Below are 17,749 nucleotides of genomic sequence, written 5' to 3'. Positions count from 1 at the left end.
AGTTTATAACGATCACTATTAGTATGGTAATAAAACCCGTAGCGGACAAAGAAAGTAAGAAAGCGTTTTTGGATGTTGCCCGTTTTCTTTATAAGAATGACAGCAATTGGATTTGTCCTCTGGACAATGACATAGAGGACATATTCAATGAGCGCAAGAATCCTTTCTTTCTGCATGGAAAATGTACAAGATGGATATTGAAAAGCGACGATGGAAAGGTTATTGGTAGAATAGCTGCGTTTATTAATGAGAAAAAAGCTTATCAGTATGAAGTACCTACCGGTGGCGTAGGATTATTTGAGTGCATTAACGACCAGAATGCTGCGGACGTGCTTTTTAAAGAAGCTGAGGGCTGGCTAAAAGCGCATGGAATGGAAGCTATGGATGGTCCAATAAATTTTGGAGAAAATGATTCATTTTGGGGCCTGCTTGTTGAAGGCTTTACACCCCCATCCTACGGAATGAATTACAATTTCCCTTACTATCTTGATCTTTTTGACAGTTATGGCTTTAAAAAGGTGTACGAGCAAATTACCAATCACTTACAAGTCCGCAAACCTTTTCCCGAAAGGTTTACTAAAATAGCCACATGGGTTTCCAATAAACCAGGTTACACCTTCGAGCATTTTTCAAAAAAATCTGCCGAGAAATATGTTAACGATCTAATGGAAATCTATAACGATGCATGGAAAGATTTCGAGAACTTCGTTCCCATAAAAAAAGCGACCCTTTTGGAAAGCTTTAAAAAAATGGAAACCATAATGGACGAGAAGTTAATTTGGTTTGCTTACTTAAATGGCGAACCAGCATCCTTTGTAGTGATCATTCCCGATGCGAACCAGATGATTAAAGACTTCAAAGGTAAGCTCGGACTTATCGAAAAGCTGAAATTTGTATACAGAAGATGGGTTGGCGTAAACAGGATGAGGGCTATTGTGATGGGTACAAAGCAAGCCTACCAGAAGCATGGACTTGAGTCTGCGCTTTTCATAAAGCTAAAGGAATATGTTTTGCCATTAAATCAGTATGACGAACTTGAGCTATCTTGGGTGGGGGACTTTAACGATAAAATGTTAGCTATTCATGAAGCAACAGGTGCCACTTTTGGTAAGCGACACCTGACAATGAGAAAAACGTTTAACTAGGTGCTATTTGTCCCTGATTTCTTCGTATAGGTCTATTACTTTCTTTTGAAGTTTTATGATTTCTTCTTCTCTTTGAGATAATCTTTCTTTTAACTTATTAATTTCTTCAAAGTTCAGCGACTGTGGGTTCTCTCCTTCTTTGGAAATAATGTCCATTGTGGATACTTCGAAAAGGTTGGCTATTTGGGCCAGCCTTGATATGTTAATATCTGTAATGCCTGTTTCTATTTTGGAAAATGCTGGTATAGAAATATTAAGACGCTTTGCAACTTCTCCCTGACTCCAGCCATTTTTTTGACGCAATTGTCTAATGTTTTTACCTATAGTATTCATAATTTAAGTTTAGGGTGATACTTTGTTTAACCGGAAGTGTTCAACTCACGTGCCAAATTAGTGAGATCCAAACCGCTAAAGTTCCCCGAACTCATCATTAAAAGGTTTGCCTTGTTATAATTTAAACTTATGAGGTATGTTTTAAGCAAAGCAACATTATCAAAAAACTTAATTTTGGAATCGTTAAAGGCTATCTGAACATCAGATTCTGAAAAAGGAACCATTTTTTTGTGCTCGAATGTTTTCTTATCAATAAAAACAATTGCGTAATCCGCCTGGGACATACTATCGCAATATTGACTTAAAAATTCTTTATTTAAGCTACTAAACGTATGCAACTCTATACAAGCAATTAATTTTCTAGCAGGAAACTGTCTTTTAACTGCATCGATTGTTGCCTTCAATTTAGACGGTGAGTGTGCAAAATCCTTATAAACATTTGTCTCATCAGTTTTCCCCAAAAGCTCTAACCTTTTGGCAGCTCCGGTAAAGGAAGCTATTGCCTTATTGAAATCGGTCTGGGAGATTCCTACCGCTGTGCATACCAAGCGGGCAGCGTTGAGATTCATCAGATTATGTTCACCAAAAACAGCTAGTGGTGTCTTATCCGGAAGGAGAAATGTTACTCCGTTAATAATTTCATTCGCTGGAATATCATAGCCTATTTTATCAATGGGTGCTATCGATTCTTCAGCAATCTTTTTAAGGTCCTGATCTGCCTCACAATATATAAGTTGACCTCCCACTTGAATGGTATCTATGAAAAGTTCAAACTGACGCACATAATCTTTATAAGTGGGGAAAACATTGATATGGTCCCAGGCAATTCCGCTGATTACCGCTATGTTTGCTTTGTAGAGATGAAACTTTGGTCGCCTGTCAATTGGCGAGGCCAAATATTCATCTCCCTCTATCACAATCATTGGTGCTGAATTGGTGATTTTAACCATGGTATCAAATCCCGTCAATTGCGCTCCTACCAGATAATCAAAATCCTTTTTATAAAAGTTAAGAACATGAAGGATCATGGAAGTAATGGTCGTTTTACCGTGACTTCCGCCAATTACTATCCTTAGCTTTTCTTTTGTTTGTTCATAAATGTATTCTGGGTAAGAATAGATTTTTAAGCCCAGCATTTGTGCCTTTACCAATTCAGGATTATCGGTCAGAGCATGCATTCCTAATATTACTGCGTCGAGATCTTCAGTAATCTGATCCTCATACCAGCCCATCCGCACTGGTAATAAGCCATACTTATCTAATCTACCTGCAGATGGCTCAAAAATAACATCATCAGAACCTGTAACCTTATAACCCTTTTTATGAAGCGCTATGGCGAGGTTATGCATCGCGCTTCCGCCTATTGCAATAAAGTGTATACGCATAATTAGTCTTTAATAAAGTGGGCAGCAACCCAATCCCCTATTTGTTTATGATCTTTGTATCGGATACCAAGTTGTTCACAAGCTTCCCTGATCATTCCCAAATCTGGCGATTCATAAAATCCACTGAAGTAGATATCACCTCCAGATACTAAAGCCCGGCTATAATAAGGTATTTGATCTAAAAGTATATTCCTATTGATATTGGCCAGAATCAGATCAAACTGCTGATTAGGGATTTTCTCTTTACTACCACATAAAGCAATAAGGTGTTCTATTTCATTCAGGGAAGTATTCTCCAATGTACTTTGATAGCAGACATCGTCATTGTCTATCGCAACTAGCTCGGTGGCACCAAGTTTACCAGCAAGAATGGCCAAAATTCCTGTGCCACATCCCATGTCAAGAACAGCTTTACCTTTAATATCACCTTCCAGGAGATACTGCATCATCATGGTGGTAGTTTGATGATGACCTGTTCCAAAAGCCATCTTTGGGTCTATGACAATCTCATATTCAAATTCTGGCCGGGGCTTATGGAAGGTTGCCCTAACGTAGCACCTATTGTCGATGGTTAAGGGCTCAAAGTTCTTTTCCCATTCTTCATTCCAGTTTTCAGCGGCAATTTCTGTAATGGTATAACTGAACTTTAGCTCTTCATCTAACTGCGCTGTGACAGCTTCAAGTTTTTCCGCATGGTAAGAATCGAAATCTATAAAGGCAGCAAAGCCGTTATCAACTTCATCAAAGGTATTATAACCAATACCAGCCAGATCGTCAATCAAGAGATCTCTCTGGTAATCTTCTATGGCTTCAAATTGAAATGTAACTTGGATATATTGCATTAAGAATTGAAGGTTTTGATAATATCAACAAAATCCCTTGATTTTAAAGAAGCACCGCCAATTAAGCCGCCATCGATATCTGCCTGTGCAAAAAGCTCTGCAGCATTTTTTGGGTTACAGCTTCCGCCATACAGAATTGAGGTGTTATCCGCAACTTCCTGATCGTATTGTGCAGCAATTTCTTTACGGATGAAAGCATGTACTTCTTGTGCTTGCTCCGAAGTAGCAGTTAAGCCAGTTCCAATAGCCCATACAGGTTCGTAAGCGATAACTACCTTAGAAAAGTCTGCACCAGATAGTCCAAAAACACCGTTAACCAATTGAGATTTCAACACCTCAAAATAACTTCCATTGTTACGCTCATCCAAAGTTTCTCCAATACAAAATAGAGGGGTTAGCCCATTTTGTAATGCAATGGTCGTTTTCTCAGCTAGCAACTCATCAGACTCAGCAAAATATTGGCGTCTTTCGGAATGTCCAATAATGACGTACCCACATCCTACTGATTTGATCATTTTTGCAGAGGTTTCACCTGTATAAGCACCGCTTTCTTTTTGGTGGCAATTTTGAGCTCCAATGTAAACGGTACTTCCGCCAAGTTGAGCCAAGCTGTTCAAGTGGATAAAAGGCGCGCAAATGATGGCAATTTGCTCACCTTTTTTCTCGTCCTTAACCATGTTAACGATTTCTGAAAATAAAGAAATGCCTTCAGCATATTCCAAATTCATCTTCCAGTTTCCTGCTACTATTTTTTTTCTCATAATATTTTTGGTTCTATTTATAACTTGATCAAAAAGATCTTAAAAGTGTCTGTGTTTTTTAGTGTCTTCGAAGACCTGAGTTAGGATATCCTGTTCCACTTGATTAAAAACGATGTCTCTGCGTTCGTAGACTTTAGTTGCAGTTTCAAACATTTTCTTGAGGCTATAAACCTCAAAGCCCTGGGCACCTCCCCAGGCAAAATCTGGGATAAAGTTTCTTGGAAAGCCAGCGCCAAATATATTGGCACTTACCCCTGCAACTGTGCCAGTATTAAACATGGTATTTATACCGCATTTAGAGTGATCTGCCATGATCAATCCGCAAAACTGAAGTCCGGTTTTACGGAAGCTTTCCGTATTATAATCCCAAAGCCGAACCTCAGCATAGTTATTTTTGAGGTTAGAATTATTACTGTCTGCGCCGATATTACACCATTGTCCCATTACTGAATTACCCAGATATCCCTCATGACCTTTAGATGAGTATCCCCAGATGACGGCATTATTGATTTCACCACCTACTCTGCTGAAAGGACCTACCGTGGTTTGGCCGTAGATCTTTGCTCCCATTTTTACCTGAGAATCGTTACACAGGGCAAACGAGCCTCGGATATTACAACCTTCCCATATTTGAGAATTTTTTCCAAGATAAATAGGGCCCGACAAGCTGTTCAAAGTCGAGCACTCTACCTCTACCCCCTCTTCAGCAAAAATATTATCGCCTAAAAAAGTGTTTGTAGCACTGAGCTGTACTGATGTGCGCCCTTCGGTGATCAATTTAAAATCACTACGAATTTCATGATCATTCAATTTAAATATATCCTCAGGATATACTACGCTCACCAAATCATGGTCAAATTGAATTGGTTTCAAGGTAGCTGGACTGATGTCTTCTGTATAAGCGATTAGCAGTCCCTTATGATAGAGGGCTTCGCCAGATTTCAAAGATAGAACTGTATTAATTAGCGCCTCATTCGGGCAAACAGATCCATTTATAAAGATTTTGGCGTCAGCAGCTTTCGGATATTTGAATTGAAGATAGGCTGAGGTAATATAACCTGCTTGTGCGTTTAAAGATCTTTCCCACTTTTGCGCAATTGTTAAGATGCCGATCCGAAGATCTGCTACCGGACGGGTAAAAGTTAGTGGGAGCAAAGTATGCCATGCACTGTCATCAAATAAATTGATTGTCATAAGCAACAAAAATAGAAAAAGTCCCGATGCATCAGCAAGGGGACTTTAAAATAATTTATAAAATGAAAGAATTACTTCTTAGCGTAACGCGTTTTGAATTTATCGATACGACCAGCGGTATCAACTAACTTCATTTTACCAGTATAGAATGGGTGTGAAGTATGAGAAATTTCCAGCTTATAAAGAGGATATTCTTTGCCGTCTTCCCAGGTAATGCTCTCTTTAGTATCTACACAAGATTTAGTTAAAAAAGAGTATTCATTTGACATATCTTTAAATACTACAAATCTATAGTTTGATGGATGCAGATCTTTTTTCATATTATTATATACTTATATTGTCTATTGTCGCTTATTTTAAAGGATGCAAATATCGTAAATTTATTTTTCATTAACAAGAATCTGTTGAAAAAATCTGGAAGCCTATTAACACAAGTTTAATCGGTTTATTATTAGGACTTTATTTCCTGGCAAATCTCTACTAAAACGCCATGGGTATTTTTAGGGTGCACAAAACAAATCAGCTTATTATCGGCACCCTTTTTAGGAAGCTCATTTAACAGAACGAATCCCTCCCTTTTCAATCGATCCATTTCAAGTAAAATATCCTCTACCTCAAAAGCAATGTGGTGTATCCCCTCGCCCTTCCGCTCCAAAAATTTAGAGATTGGACTTTCATCAGTAATGGAAGAAAGCAATTCAATTTTACTGCTGCCAGTAAGAAAAAAAGCAGTCTCCACTCCTTCTGACCCAACAGTTTCCTTCTTAAAAACCGGAACTCCAAGCAGCTGTTCGTACAAATCGCAGGCCTGGGCTAAGTCTTTAACCGCAATACCAATATGTTCTATGTTCTTCATAATCTGACAAACCGTTAAGGGAATGTAAAAATGCGGGTTTTACCTATACCGTCATAGGTATTAATTATAATTATTGGGATACTTTTTTAGTATCTTTGTTCATTATTAAGATAATAACAAATAATGGAACTTCCTATTTACTTAGATAACAATGCAACTACTCCTCTGGATCCCAGAGTACTGGAAGCAATGTTACCCTACTTCACAAATAAATTCGGCAATGCTGCAAGCCGTAACCATGCTTTTGGTTGGGTTGCAGAAGAAGGGGTTGATTATGCAAGAGAACAAGCTGCAAAATTAATTGGCTGTACCGAGAAAGAAATCATATTTACATCGGGAGCTACCGAGGCCGATAATCTTGGTATCAAAGGTGTATACGAGATGTACCAGGATAAGGGCAATCACATTATCACTGCTACAACAGAGCATAAAGCAGTTCTTGACACTTGTAAACACCTTGAAAAACTTGGCGCTAAGGTAACCTATCTGAAAGTTAAAGAAGATGGCTTAATAGATCTTCAGGAACTTGAGGCAGCCATGACTGAGCAAACAATCCTTGTGACCATTATGTATGGTAACAACGAGATTGGGGTTGTACAACCAGTTAAAGAGATTTCAGCAATAGCGCATAAATACGGTGCTTTGTTCATGACAGACGCAACTCAGGCTGTTGGTAAAATACCAGTTGATGTTAATGCGGACGGAATTGACCTGATGGCCTTTTCTGCTCATAAAATGTATGGACCTAAAGGTGTTGGCGTTTTATATGTACGTCGTAAAAACCCTAGGGTTAAAGTAACAGCGCAAATGGATGGTGGTGGACACGAACGCGGTATGCGTTCAGGGACATTAAACGTTCCCGGTATTGTTGGGCTTGGTAAAGCATGTGAGCTTTGCCGTTTAGAAATGGAAAGCGAAGCAAAACGCTTATCAGGTTTGAGAGATAAGTTGGAAAGCGCACTAACTGTGTTGGAAGAAAGTTATGTGAACGGGAATGTGGAACACCGTTTGCCTCACGTGGCTAATATCTCTTTTAAATATGTTGAGGGCGAAGGCTTGATGATGGCGATGAAAGACCTGGCAGTATCTTCAGGATCAGCTTGTACTTCAGCATCTTTAGAACCTTCTTACGTACTAAAAAGTCTTGGCCTGTCAGATGACTTGGCACACTCTTCGATACGTTTTGGATTAGGTCGTTTTACAACTGAAGAAGAAATCGATTATGCGATTGAAAACACTAAGAAAGCAGTTAATCACCTGAGAGACCTTTCTCCTCTTTGGGAAATGTTTAAAGAAGGAATTGATTTAAGTAAAATAGAGTGGGCAGAACACTAATAAAGAAAATATAACATGGCATATTCAGAAAAAGTAATGGAACACTATACCAACCCAAGAAACGTTGGTACTTTAAATAAGGATAGCAAGTCTGTTGGAACAGGATTAGTTGGTGCACCTGAGTGTGGCGACGTAATGCGTTTGCAGATAGAGGTTGATGAAAACAATGTGATCACTGATGCAAAATTTAAAACTTTTGGTTGTGGATCTGCAATTGCATCTTCTTCACTGGCTACAGAATGGCTAAAAGGTAAAACGGTTGATGAAGCATTGGCTATTGACAATATGGATATCGTTGAAGAATTGGCACTTCCTCCTGTTAAAATTCACTGTTCGGTATTGGCTGAGGACGCAATTAAATCAGCTATCAACGACTACCGGGTTAAAAATGGTTTGGAACCATTTGAGCTTGCTAAGTCTCATCACTAATTAATAACTACGATTATGATCACAATAACAGATAAAGCAAAGAGTAAAATAGATCACCTGATGCAAGATGCAAATATGAATGAGCACTATTTCTTACGCGTTTCGGTTAAAGGTGGCGGTTGCTCAGGCCTTTCTTATAACCTGGACTTCGATAATGAGGAGCAAAAAGGCGATCAGTTTTTCGAGGACAGAGGCATTAAGATTGCTTTGGACATGAAATCTTTCTTGTACCTGGCAGGAACTGAACTTGATTTTTCAGATGGTTTAAACGGCAAAGGTTTTAATTTTCACAACCCTAATGCGAGCCGGTCTTGCGGGTGCGGTGAAAGTTTCTCCGTTTAATTTTCAATTACTATATTTGAAAGGGCGCTATGGCGCCCTTTTTTTGTTATATAGATAACCTGTATATTTCTTAACGAGCTAATTACAATTAATATGGTATCATTTAATGAGTTCTCAACTGTTCCGAGTTTGCTCAGAAACGTAGTAGAAAACATTCATAGACCCGAAGAAACATTTCTAATTCACAAAAAAGGTACCGAATGGGAGGAAATTTCTTATCGTGAAACGCTGGACAATGCGGATGCTGTTTCTGCATTTTGCCTTTATAAAGGCATAGTAAAAGGCGACAGGATGGGACTAATGATTGAAAATTCACCAGAATATGTGTACTATGATCAGGGTATCCAACAGATTGGGGCCATAAACGTATCCATCTATCCTACCCTTTCAGAACAGGAGGTACAGTATATCATCAATGATTCTGGCATTAAGGCCATTCTAATTGGAAACACGTTCCTGTTTAAGAAAATACTAAAGATCGCAAATAACTGTACCAACTTATCATACCTGATTCCAGCATTTCCGGAATACACTAAAGTGGAGCTACCAAGAGACCTGCAGCCTAAAGTAGTATACTTTCAGGATATTTTAGAGAATAAATCTGCGCTAACTACTGAAGTAGTATCCAAGATAGCATCAATACGATCTTCTTTAAGACCATCAGACACTTCAGGGCTAATCTACACTTCCGGAACTACGGGTACCCCAAAGGGTGTAATGCTTTCTCACCATAATTTTGTGAAAAATGTTGAGGTGTGCCTTCAGCAAATACCAGTAATAGATGAGACGGAGACATTTCTTTCCTTCCTTCCTTTATCACACGTGTTTGAAAGAACTGCAACTTATCACGTATGTTGTGCCCAAGGGTGTAAAATCGCATTTGCACAAAGCCTGGAACTGCTGGCAAAGAATATGGGTGAAGTAAGGCCTACTGTAATGAACTGCGTACCCAGGCTGCTTGAAAAAATCCACGACAAGGCGATAAAAAGTGGAACATCGGCTGGTGGTACGAAAGCAAAAATATTTTTGTGGGCACTGGAAACTGGTCAACAATACAGGAAGAAAAAAGAGGCTGGAGCAAACCCGGGTCTGTTGCTTTCGGCAAAGAAAGCCATCGCAGAGAAGCTGGTATTCAGCAAAATAAAAGAGAAAACTGGAGGCAGACTGAAATTTATGATATCCGGTGGGGCCGCACTTCCAAAGAATGTTGGTGAGTTTTTTGGAAATCTGGGAATCAAAATCCTGGAAGGATTTGGCTTAACAGAAACATCGCCAGTAATGGCAGTTACAGAATATCATCGTCAAGTTTATGGCACTGTTGGGCGCGTAATTCCGGGAATTGAAATTGGCATTCAGGATGTGGAAACTAAAGAAATGATCAACGTACAGACGCATGAGTCTTTCAATGAGAATTTTACCTGCGAAGAGGGTGAAATTATTGTTAGGGGGCATTGCGTAATGCAAGGTTATTTTAATAAGCCTGCTGAAACTGCAGAAGCAATAGATAAAGATCAGTGGTTTCACACTGGTGATATTGGGCGGTTCTTTAAGGGAAACCTTCAAATAACGGATCGATTAAAAAACATGATTGTCAACGCATATGGTAAAAATGTTTATCCTACACCTGTAGAAAATATCTATTTAAAAAGTTCAAAGATAGATCAGCTATTTCTTGTTGGTGATAAAAGGGAATACCTAACTGCCATTATCATTCCTAACCAGGAAAACCTCCAGGAGGAATTCGATCTCTCGGCATCTTTTTTCCAGGACGACAACCTTTTTATTGAAAACAAGGAAATTAACGACTGGATTGGAAGAGACATTAAGCAACTCTCAACCGAGTTATCAAAATTTGAGCGTATTAAAAACTTTAAAGTTAAACGTAACCCGTTCAGTATGGAAGCGGGCGAAATAACGCCAACGCTTAAAATAAAAAGAAAGGTAGTTGAAAAAAAATATGCAGATGCAATTGAAGAAATGTATAATGAGTCCGTTGAAGCAGATTAATTGCTTGACAAAAAAATAATTTTAAAACCATTCAATTGCCTATTTTTGCCAAAATCATATAGACAACTAAATTATTCGGCTATTGCCGTATAGCATAAACATGAGTACAGGACTATCAGAACAAGAAGTATTTCGCCGCAGCTCGCTTCAACAACTGCGTGAATTAGGTATCAATCCCTACCCTGCCGAGGCATTTGAAATCAATGCAAATGCTGCAGATATAACAGCGAACTACGAGCGCGATAAAACAGCATATAAGAATATTAGTATTGCGGGTAGGATTATGTCCCGCCGCATTATGGGAAGTGCTTCATTCGTTGAACTGCAGGATTCGACCGGCAGAATACAGGCCTACCTTAAACGTGACGACCTTTGTCCGGATGAAGACAAAACGCTTTACAATACCGTTTTCAAGAAACTACTGGATCTTGGTGATTTTATCGGGATTAAAGGATATGTATTTACCACCCAAACTGGCGAAATTTCCATCCATGTTACCTCCCTTACACTATTATCAAAATCTTTAAAACCACTTCCTGTTGTTAAACGTGATGAGGAAGGAAATATATATGATGGTTTTACCGATCCTGAATTAAGATACAGGCAGCGCTATGTTGATCTTACCGTAAATCCAGATTTTAAACAAATTTTCATCAACCGGTCAAAGGTAATTAATACCATGAGGAACTATTTTGATGATCAGGGTTGGATGGAAGTGGAAACTCCTATCCTGCAACCCATTCACGGTGGAGCCGCGGCTAGGCCTTTTGCCACCCATCACAATACGCTGGACATGCCACTTTATCTTCGTATTGCTAATGAGCTTTACTTAAAAAGGCTTATAGTAGCCGGCTTTGATGGCGTCTATGAATTCGGCAAGATGTTCCGAAATGAAGGTATGGACAGGACACATAATCCGGAGTTTACTTCAATGGAGATCTATGTGGCCTATAAAGACTATATCTGGATGATGTCCATGGTAGAACAATGCTTCGAAAAAATAGCTGTTGCCATACATGGTAAATCAACCGTTACTGTGGGTGCACATGAAATAAACTTTGAAGGTCCGTACGAGAAATTGACCATGTACGAGTCAATTCAAAAATATACCGGAATTGATGTGTCAGCAATGACTGAAGCAGAACTGCAGGAAACATGTAAAAGTTTGAATATACAAATAGATTCAAGTATGGGTCGCGGTAAACTGGTAGATGAAATATTCAGTGAGAAAGTAGAAGCGAACCTGATTCAGCCGACCTACATTACAGATTATCCTTTAGAGATGACCCCCCTTGCTAAAAAGCACCGCAGCAAAGAAGGTCTGGTAGAGCGTTTCGAATTGTTTGTAATGGGCAAAGAAATTGGAAACGCTTATTCGGAGCTGAATGATCCAATAGACCAAAGAGAAAGATTCGAAGACCAGTTGACTTTAGCCGCCAGAGGCGATGATGAAGCAATGGCGATGGACGATGACTTCATTCGCGCGTTAGAATACGGTATGCCTCCAACATCTGGATTGGGTATTGGCATAGATAGATTGGTGATGCTGATGACGAATCAATCCACCATACAAGAAGTACTTTTCTTCCCCCAAATGCGCCCGGAAAAGAAGGTAAAAGTAACCACTGATGAGGATTTCATAAACGAAGGGGTAGCTGCAGAATGGGTACAAGTAATCAGGAAAATGGGCATCAATACCATTGAAGAGCTGAAAGCCGCCAACCCGAATAAAGTGTTTAACGACCTTGGAGGCATGCGTAAAAAGCTAAAACTGGAATTGACAATGCCTACAAAAGAAGAAGTAACTGCTTGGTTCTCTTAACAAAACCATAACAAAAGCTTAAAGCCCTGCCACATTTAGTGTAGCAGGGCTTTCTTAATTTTAAGGCGTATAACAAAAACTAAAGATGATGAATACTTCAAGCCTTGAAATAACAGAGAACGAATATTGCATAAAACTAAATAAGGACTCCTTTGACCTAACCCTGATCCGTCAGCTCATTAAAAGAATTCAATCTGAGCAGTTGTTTTTCAGCAAAAGAAGCCAGTATATGGATGAGGATCTGATCAGCAGAGCGTCAGACTATGAAAGTGATGAGAACTTTGATAGATTAAGCGAAAAATAAAAAGCCACATTTTCATGTGGCTTTAAATTCTTTACCTGTATCTGATTTGTTGTCTGTCCATTAAGACCATTTGATCCTTCATTTGTTTGATCTGATCTGCTAATAGCTTATTCTTATCAGCTTTCTTTGCTTCCGTAAGATACATTTGAGCTTCCCGCTTATTTCTTTTACCCATTGCAATTCCTGCTAAACTCAATTTAGCCAGCGCGATGTTATGATCCATATGTAAGCCCAGCGATACAGCCTTCTTAAAATACTTTTCGGATGCCATGGGAGCTTTCCTTGATTCGATCAGACCAACAAGAAGGTTATAATAACCATGTTGCACTCTAATCAGCTGCTTTTCATAATCTGTTATTCTCTTTAAAAAAGCTTCCGCTTTAACCATATTGTCTTTTCTTAAAAACCATTGCGCTAACAACATGTTCTCATTAAAGAAATAAGTGACAAGAACCAGTATACTTATAAATACGCCTAATATACCCCAGCCCCAAAAACTGAATACCATAAGTGCGATAGATGCTCCAAGTAACACAAAACCTAAAATTAGACGAACTATATTTGGCATATTCCTTTGTAATTTTTTTTGCAAATATCGTGTTTAAATACCAAAAAATAGATTTAAAATTATAATTTCAGCAAAAATCGACACACAATGAAAACAGGACTAGCACTAATGATAATCCTATTAGCCATGAATGTAAGCGCACAGAAGATTAATAAAAAAATAGAAGATAAAACCAGGAATAAAACCGTCATGATCAACCTTTGCACACGGGAGGGATTGATATCTTTTCCAGAATTTAAAGAAAGTTATGACGCACAATATCCCATCTATAAAGTAGATTCACTAACGCTAGACACTATTAAGCCTTTATTAAAAGATAAAACGGTCACCATAGTATTAGGAACCTGGTGTGGCGATAGTAAACTTCAGGTACCTCACTTATTTAAAGTATTGGACGGCCTGAATATAGCTGAAAAAGACATCACTATTATAGCTACAGATGGGTCCAAAAAGGCGGAAGGTAAGCTGTTAGATGGTTTAAATATTGAGTTTGTGCCTACCATTATCTTTTACGAAAAAGGTATTGAACTCGGTCGCATTACAGAAAGTCCGCTGGAAACTTTAGAAAAAGACATGTACCATATACTAGCAAAGAAATAATGTCTGTTAATTTGGAAAAAAGCTGGCTTGAAGTGCTGGGAGAAGAATTTGAAAAAGATTACATGACCAATCTTAAGGCTTTTCTTGTTCAGGAAAAAGAAAGCGGATACACGGTTTATCCCAAAGGTGCTGATATCTTCAATGCACTAAATCATACGCCTTTTGATCAGGTTAAAGTGGTGATATTAGGCCAAGACCCTTACCATAATGTCGGACAAGCACATGGTTTTTCATTTTCTGTACAAAAAGGGATGGTAGTCCCCCCTTCACTTAAAAACATTTACAAAGAACTTACAGACGATATTTCCGGCTTTCAAATGCCTAACCATGGTAATTTAATGCAATGGGCAAACCAGGGCGTCCTGCTTTTAAATGCAACTTTAACAGTGAGGGCACATGAAGCTGGTTCTCACCAGGGCAAAGGCTGGGAGATATTTACTGATAAAATCATCACTGAGCTTTCTGAAAAACAGAAGGGTATTGTATTTCTACTCTGGGGAAGATATGCACAAAACAAAGCTTCCATGATCGATGAAAAAAAACATACGGTACTTAAAGCTGCGCATCCTTCTCCATTTTCTGCCTACAACGGCTTTTTAGGTTGTAAGCACTTTTCCAAAACGAATGCGATTTTAGAACAAGAAGGTCAAACAGCCGTAAACTGGCAGATCACCTAGTATTCTAATGGCACAATTGGTTCCTTTTTAGTAGTAGACATAATCATCATCGTTTGGAATGTTTTTACCACAGAAATCTTACTGATCTTGTCCATAATTAAGCGTTCGTAAGCTTTGATATCATTAACGTATACCTTTAGCAGGAAATCAGCCTGCCCGGTAACATGATGGCATTCCGTAATTTCCTTGATCTGGTTAACTTCATCCAAAAATATCTGGATCGTATTGTTCTTATGGAAATCCAACTGAACCTGTATAAAAGTTTTAATACCTAAACCAAGCTTCTCTTCATCTACAAGCGCATGATAACTTTTAATGAAGCCAGACATTTCAAGTTTCCGTACTCTTTCTAACGTAGGTGCCGGTGATAGGCCAATTTCCTGAGAAAGTAAAAGATTGGTTATTCTTCCATTTTCTTGCAATAATTTAAGAATCTTAAAATCGGTTTTATCTAGTTCTGAAGCCATACTTTCAATAATATTATTCAAATATAGAACAACAATGATTTAATTGCCAAATTTTATTCTAAAATGCAGAATAAAAAATATCTTTTATTTGTCATTAATTTTTTTAGATTTGTCTAAACTATAAGTTAGACATTCACCGATGAGATCTTTCACAGAGGAAAACTATTTAAAAATCATTTACCACCTTTCTCTGGGCACCAACGGTTTGGTTCAAACAAATGCCATTGCAGAAAAAATTCAAACTAAGGCGGCCTCCGTTACCGATATGATGCGTAAGCTTTCTGAAAAAAAGCTACTTAACTATCAAAAATATCAAGGAGTATCACTCACTGAGCAAGGAAAAATTATTGCTTTAGATATCGTAAGAAAGCATCGGTTATGGGAAGTATTTCTGGTGGACAAGCTAAAGTTCAAATGGGATCAGGTACATGACATTGCAGAAGAACTGGAGCACATTAACTCCGGCGAACTCATCGAAAGGCTTGACGAATTCTTAAATTTTCCTGCCAATGATCCGCATGGCGATCCCATTCCCGATAAGAACGGGAAATTTAGCAGCATGGCATTTACTAAATTAAGTAAAATGGCGAGGTCAGAGACGGGAATTATAATGGGTGTAAGTGAACATTCGCCTACTTTTTTGCAGCATTTGGAAAAAATGGGACTTACCCTTGGCAAGGGTATAGAAATCATAGACATCATAGATTTCGATGGATCATTAGAGCTTAAATTGGAACAAAAGAAAATAAACGTCAGTCGCGAAATAGCAAAACATCTACTTATCAAAATAGAATGAACACGTCATCCAACCACAAACACTCCGATTCGCTTAGTGAAGTACACAACAGTGTAGATACGAGCAAAAGAACCGGATGGAAACGAATCCTTTCCTTTTTAGGTCCAGCATACCTGGTAAGTGTGGGTTATATGGATCCGGGAAATTGGGCAACAGACATCGCTGGTGGCAGCAAATTTGGATACCAACTAATCTGGATCTTGCTAATGTCTAATTTAATAGCATTACTGCTACAATCGCTCAGCGCGCGACTAGGGATTGTAAGGGGATTAGATCTAGCCCAGGCATCAAGAAATGCCTATCCTAAATGGGTAAATATCCCGCTTTTCGGACTCGCTCAAACGGCTATTGTTGCTTGTGACCTGGCCGAAATCATTGGTATGGCAATTGGCCTGAACTTATTGTTTGGCCTGCCTTTGATTTGGGGTATTAGTGTTACCATATTTGATACCGTTCTGCTGTTATTCCTGCTAAATAAAGGCATGCGCAAGATGGAAGCTTTTATAGTCTCTATGGTTTTTATAGTTGGGCTTTCCTTTTTAGTGGAGATGTTTATCGTAGAACCATCCATCATTGAGATTGCCAAAGGCTTTAAACCAGGCATGCTTTCCAGTGAGGCTTTATATATTGCCATCGGGATTATTGGTGCTACGGTAATGCCACATAACTTATATCTCCATTCTTCATTGGTTCAAACAAGGAAAATTAAACGGGATGATAAGGGTATTAAAGAAGCCATTAAGTTCAATTTTATTGATACGGCAGTCGCACTCAATCTGGCTTTTTTTGTGAATGCAGCCATTTTGATTCTAGCGGCCGCGGCCTTTTACAAAAACGGGTTGCATGAAGTTGCAGAAATTCAAGATGCCTACAAGTTGCTTCAAAATATATTCGGAAACACGGCGCCTACCCTTTTTGCAATCGCATTGATTGCAGCAGGACAAAGCTCCACAGTTACGGGTACGCTAGCAGGGCAAATTGTAATGGAGGGACACTTAAAGCTTCGGATACAGCCGTGGTTAAGACGGTTAATTACTCGATTATTAGCTATCATTCCGGCTTTTTTCACCATCCTTTACTTTGGTGATGATGCCTTGGGCGGACTACTTATCCTAAGCCAGGTGGTCTTAAGTTTACAACTAGGGTTTGCAGTAATCCCGCTCATACACTTCACGTCAGATCGTAAAACCATGAAAAACTTTGCCATTAAACCATGGTTAAAGATTTTAGCCTGGGCAAGCTCAATCGTTATTGTTTCTCTTAACGTTAGATTGGTTATTGAAGAAATCAGTGCCTGGGGTGCTACAGGAGGCTGGTATGTTTACTACATCATTGTTCCTTTAGCCATGCTTGTCGGCGCCCTGTTGCTGTATATTTTTATTTATCCATTGGTAAAACAGGCCAACTCTGCCCAAAATATTGCTCCTCATGGCAATGCGCTTAATATCGAAGAAATCGAAAAGGTACATTATAAAAGAATTGGTATAACAGTTGACTTTTCGAAGAACGACCGCAACACCATCCGTCACGCATTAATACAAGGAGGCAAGGAGGCGACCTATTACCTCATTCACGTAGTTGAAACTGCCGCCGCCAGATATCACGGTAACTCTGCAATGGATTATGAAACTCAAAGTGACGAGCAAAACCTGGAAAAATACAAAACAAATCTTGCCGAGCTGGGGTATGAATCCAACACTCATATAGGTTATGGAGGTACTGTTCAGGCAATTGTTGAGATCAGCAACAAAAACCATTTAGAATTGTTGGTTATGGGTGCCCACGGTCACAAAGGCCTCAAAGACCTTATTCTGGGCACTACGGTTAACTCCGTAAGGCATAGGGTAACGATACCCGTGCTAATTGTGAGATAATTTACGATATTT

Annotated in this window: 20 protein-coding genes; 11 read left to right on the top strand and 9 right to left on the bottom strand. The window is 38.9% G+C overall.

Annotated elements, in window-relative coordinates:
• The first annotated feature begins 23 nt into the window (after positions 1 to 23).
• On the top strand, positions 24 to 1,145 hold the full coding sequence (locus tag ACXZ1K_RS09215; RefSeq protein WP_458973093.1) for a GNAT family N-acetyltransferase: 1,122 nt from the start codon (positions 24 to 26) through the stop codon (positions 1,143 to 1,145).
• 3 nt (positions 1,146 to 1,148) lie between these two features.
• Here the strand turns inward: ACXZ1K_RS09215 and ACXZ1K_RS09210 are convergent, their stop codons facing one another.
• The 7 genes from ACXZ1K_RS09210 to mce all read right to left on the bottom strand — a co-directional run bounded on the left by ACXZ1K_RS09210 (position 1,149) and on the right by mce (position 6,516).
• A complete protein-coding gene (locus ACXZ1K_RS09210; protein WP_458973092.1) occupies positions 1,149 to 1,478 on the bottom strand; it encodes a helix-turn-helix domain-containing protein in 330 nt (109 codons plus the stop codon).
• A 26-nt stretch (positions 1,479 to 1,504) separates the two neighbouring features.
• Entirely contained in the window at positions 1,505 to 2,863 is a 1,359-nt protein-coding gene (locus ACXZ1K_RS09205) for a UDP-N-acetylmuramate--L-alanine ligase (protein ID WP_458973091.1), read from the bottom strand.
• 2 nt (positions 2,864 to 2,865) lie between these two features.
• The gene (gene prmA / locus ACXZ1K_RS09200; protein WP_458973090.1) at positions 2,866 to 3,705 is read right to left on the bottom strand and encodes a 50S ribosomal protein L11 methyltransferase; all 840 of its coding nucleotides are present in this window, start codon (positions 3,703 to 3,705) and stop codon (positions 2,866 to 2,868) included.
• Entirely contained in the window at positions 3,705 to 4,466 is a 762-nt protein-coding gene (tpiA, locus tag ACXZ1K_RS09195; RefSeq protein ID WP_458973089.1) for a triose-phosphate isomerase, read from the bottom strand. The genes prmA and tpiA overlap by 1 nt, the downstream gene beginning before the upstream one ends.
• 39 nt (positions 4,467 to 4,505) lie before the next feature.
• A complete protein-coding gene (locus ACXZ1K_RS09190) occupies positions 4,506 to 5,660 on the bottom strand; it encodes a putative sugar nucleotidyl transferase (RefSeq protein WP_458973088.1) in 1,155 nt (384 codons plus the stop codon).
• 71 nt (positions 5,661 to 5,731) lie between these two features.
• Entirely contained in the window at positions 5,732 to 5,980 is a 249-nt protein-coding gene (locus tag ACXZ1K_RS09185; protein WP_458973087.1) for a type B 50S ribosomal protein L31, read from the bottom strand.
• A gap of 131 nt (positions 5,981 to 6,111) precedes the next feature.
• Entirely contained in the window at positions 6,112 to 6,516 is a 405-nt protein-coding gene (gene mce / locus ACXZ1K_RS09180; RefSeq protein WP_458973086.1) for a methylmalonyl-CoA epimerase, read from the bottom strand.
• A 123-nt stretch (positions 6,517 to 6,639) separates the two neighbouring features.
• Here mce and ACXZ1K_RS09175 point away from each other — a divergent pair, with 123 nt between their 5' ends.
• From ACXZ1K_RS09175 to ACXZ1K_RS09150, 6 genes are all read left to right on the top strand, one after another.
• On the top strand, positions 6,640 to 7,851 hold the full coding sequence (locus tag ACXZ1K_RS09175; protein ID WP_458973085.1) for an IscS subfamily cysteine desulfurase: 1,212 nt from the start codon (positions 6,640 to 6,642) through the stop codon (positions 7,849 to 7,851).
• 15 nt (positions 7,852 to 7,866) lie between these two features.
• Positions 7,867 to 8,280, top strand: coding sequence for a Fe-S cluster assembly scaffold IscU (gene iscU / locus ACXZ1K_RS09170; protein ID WP_458973084.1), 414 nt, complete (start codon positions 7,867 to 7,869; stop codon positions 8,278 to 8,280).
• Positions 8,281 to 8,295: 15 nt separating this feature from the next.
• A complete protein-coding gene (locus tag ACXZ1K_RS09165) occupies positions 8,296 to 8,622 on the top strand; it encodes a HesB/IscA family protein (RefSeq protein ID WP_458973083.1) in 327 nt (108 codons plus the stop codon).
• A gap of 93 nt (positions 8,623 to 8,715) precedes the next feature.
• Positions 8,716 to 10,629, top strand: coding sequence for an AMP-dependent synthetase/ligase (locus ACXZ1K_RS09160; RefSeq protein WP_458973082.1), 1,914 nt, complete (start codon positions 8,716 to 8,718; stop codon positions 10,627 to 10,629).
• Positions 10,630 to 10,729: 100 nt separating this feature from the next.
• Entirely contained in the window at positions 10,730 to 12,451 is a 1,722-nt protein-coding gene (lysS, locus tag ACXZ1K_RS09155; protein ID WP_458973081.1) for a lysine--tRNA ligase, read from the top strand.
• 85 nt (positions 12,452 to 12,536) lie between these two features.
• The gene (locus tag ACXZ1K_RS09150) at positions 12,537 to 12,755 is read left to right on the top strand and encodes a hypothetical protein (protein WP_458973080.1); all 219 of its coding nucleotides are present in this window, start codon (positions 12,537 to 12,539) and stop codon (positions 12,753 to 12,755) included.
• 31 nt (positions 12,756 to 12,786) lie between these two features.
• On the opposite strand, the gene ACXZ1K_RS09145 is transcribed toward ACXZ1K_RS09150, so the two are convergent.
• Positions 12,787 to 13,323 carry a DUF2892 domain-containing protein gene (locus ACXZ1K_RS09145; RefSeq protein ID WP_458973079.1) on the bottom strand — a complete coding sequence of 179 codons (537 nt, stop codon included), beginning with the start codon at positions 13,321 to 13,323 and terminating at the stop codon, positions 12,787 to 12,789.
• An 87-nt stretch (positions 13,324 to 13,410) separates the two neighbouring features.
• Here ACXZ1K_RS09145 and ACXZ1K_RS09140 point away from each other — a divergent pair, with 87 nt between their 5' ends.
• Both ACXZ1K_RS09140 and ung read left to right on the top strand, forming a co-directional pair.
• Complete coding sequence (locus ACXZ1K_RS09140) at positions 13,411 to 13,923, top strand: thioredoxin domain-containing protein (protein WP_458973078.1); 513 nt, start codon at positions 13,411 to 13,413, stop codon at positions 13,921 to 13,923.
• A complete protein-coding gene (gene ung, locus ACXZ1K_RS09135) occupies positions 13,923 to 14,600 on the top strand; it encodes a uracil-DNA glycosylase (RefSeq protein WP_458973077.1) in 678 nt (225 codons plus the stop codon). The genes ACXZ1K_RS09140 and ung overlap by 1 nt, the downstream gene beginning before the upstream one ends.
• Here ung and ACXZ1K_RS09130 read toward each other — a convergent pair.
• Positions 14,597 to 15,067, bottom strand: a complete 471-nt coding sequence (locus tag ACXZ1K_RS09130; protein WP_458973076.1) for an Lrp/AsnC family transcriptional regulator — start codon at positions 15,065 to 15,067, stop codon at positions 14,597 to 14,599. The two genes, ung and ACXZ1K_RS09130, sit on opposite strands and share 4 nt — an antisense overlap.
• Before the next feature lie 139 nt (positions 15,068 to 15,206).
• On the opposite strand from ACXZ1K_RS09130, the gene ACXZ1K_RS09125 reads away from it, so the two are divergent.
• Positions 15,207 to 15,863, top strand: coding sequence for a metal-dependent transcriptional regulator (locus ACXZ1K_RS09125; protein WP_458973075.1), 657 nt, complete (start codon positions 15,207 to 15,209; stop codon positions 15,861 to 15,863).
• Positions 15,860 to 17,737 carry an Nramp family divalent metal transporter gene (locus ACXZ1K_RS09120; protein WP_458973074.1) on the top strand — a complete coding sequence of 626 codons (1,878 nt, stop codon included), beginning with the start codon at positions 15,860 to 15,862 and terminating at the stop codon, positions 17,735 to 17,737. The genes ACXZ1K_RS09125 and ACXZ1K_RS09120 overlap by 4 nt, the downstream gene beginning before the upstream one ends.
• Positions 17,738 to 17,749 lie beyond the last annotated feature (12 nt).

Source organism: Pedobacter jaeyakensis, assembly GCF_054461315.1.
This window is presented reverse-complemented; position numbering and strand designations above follow the sequence as displayed.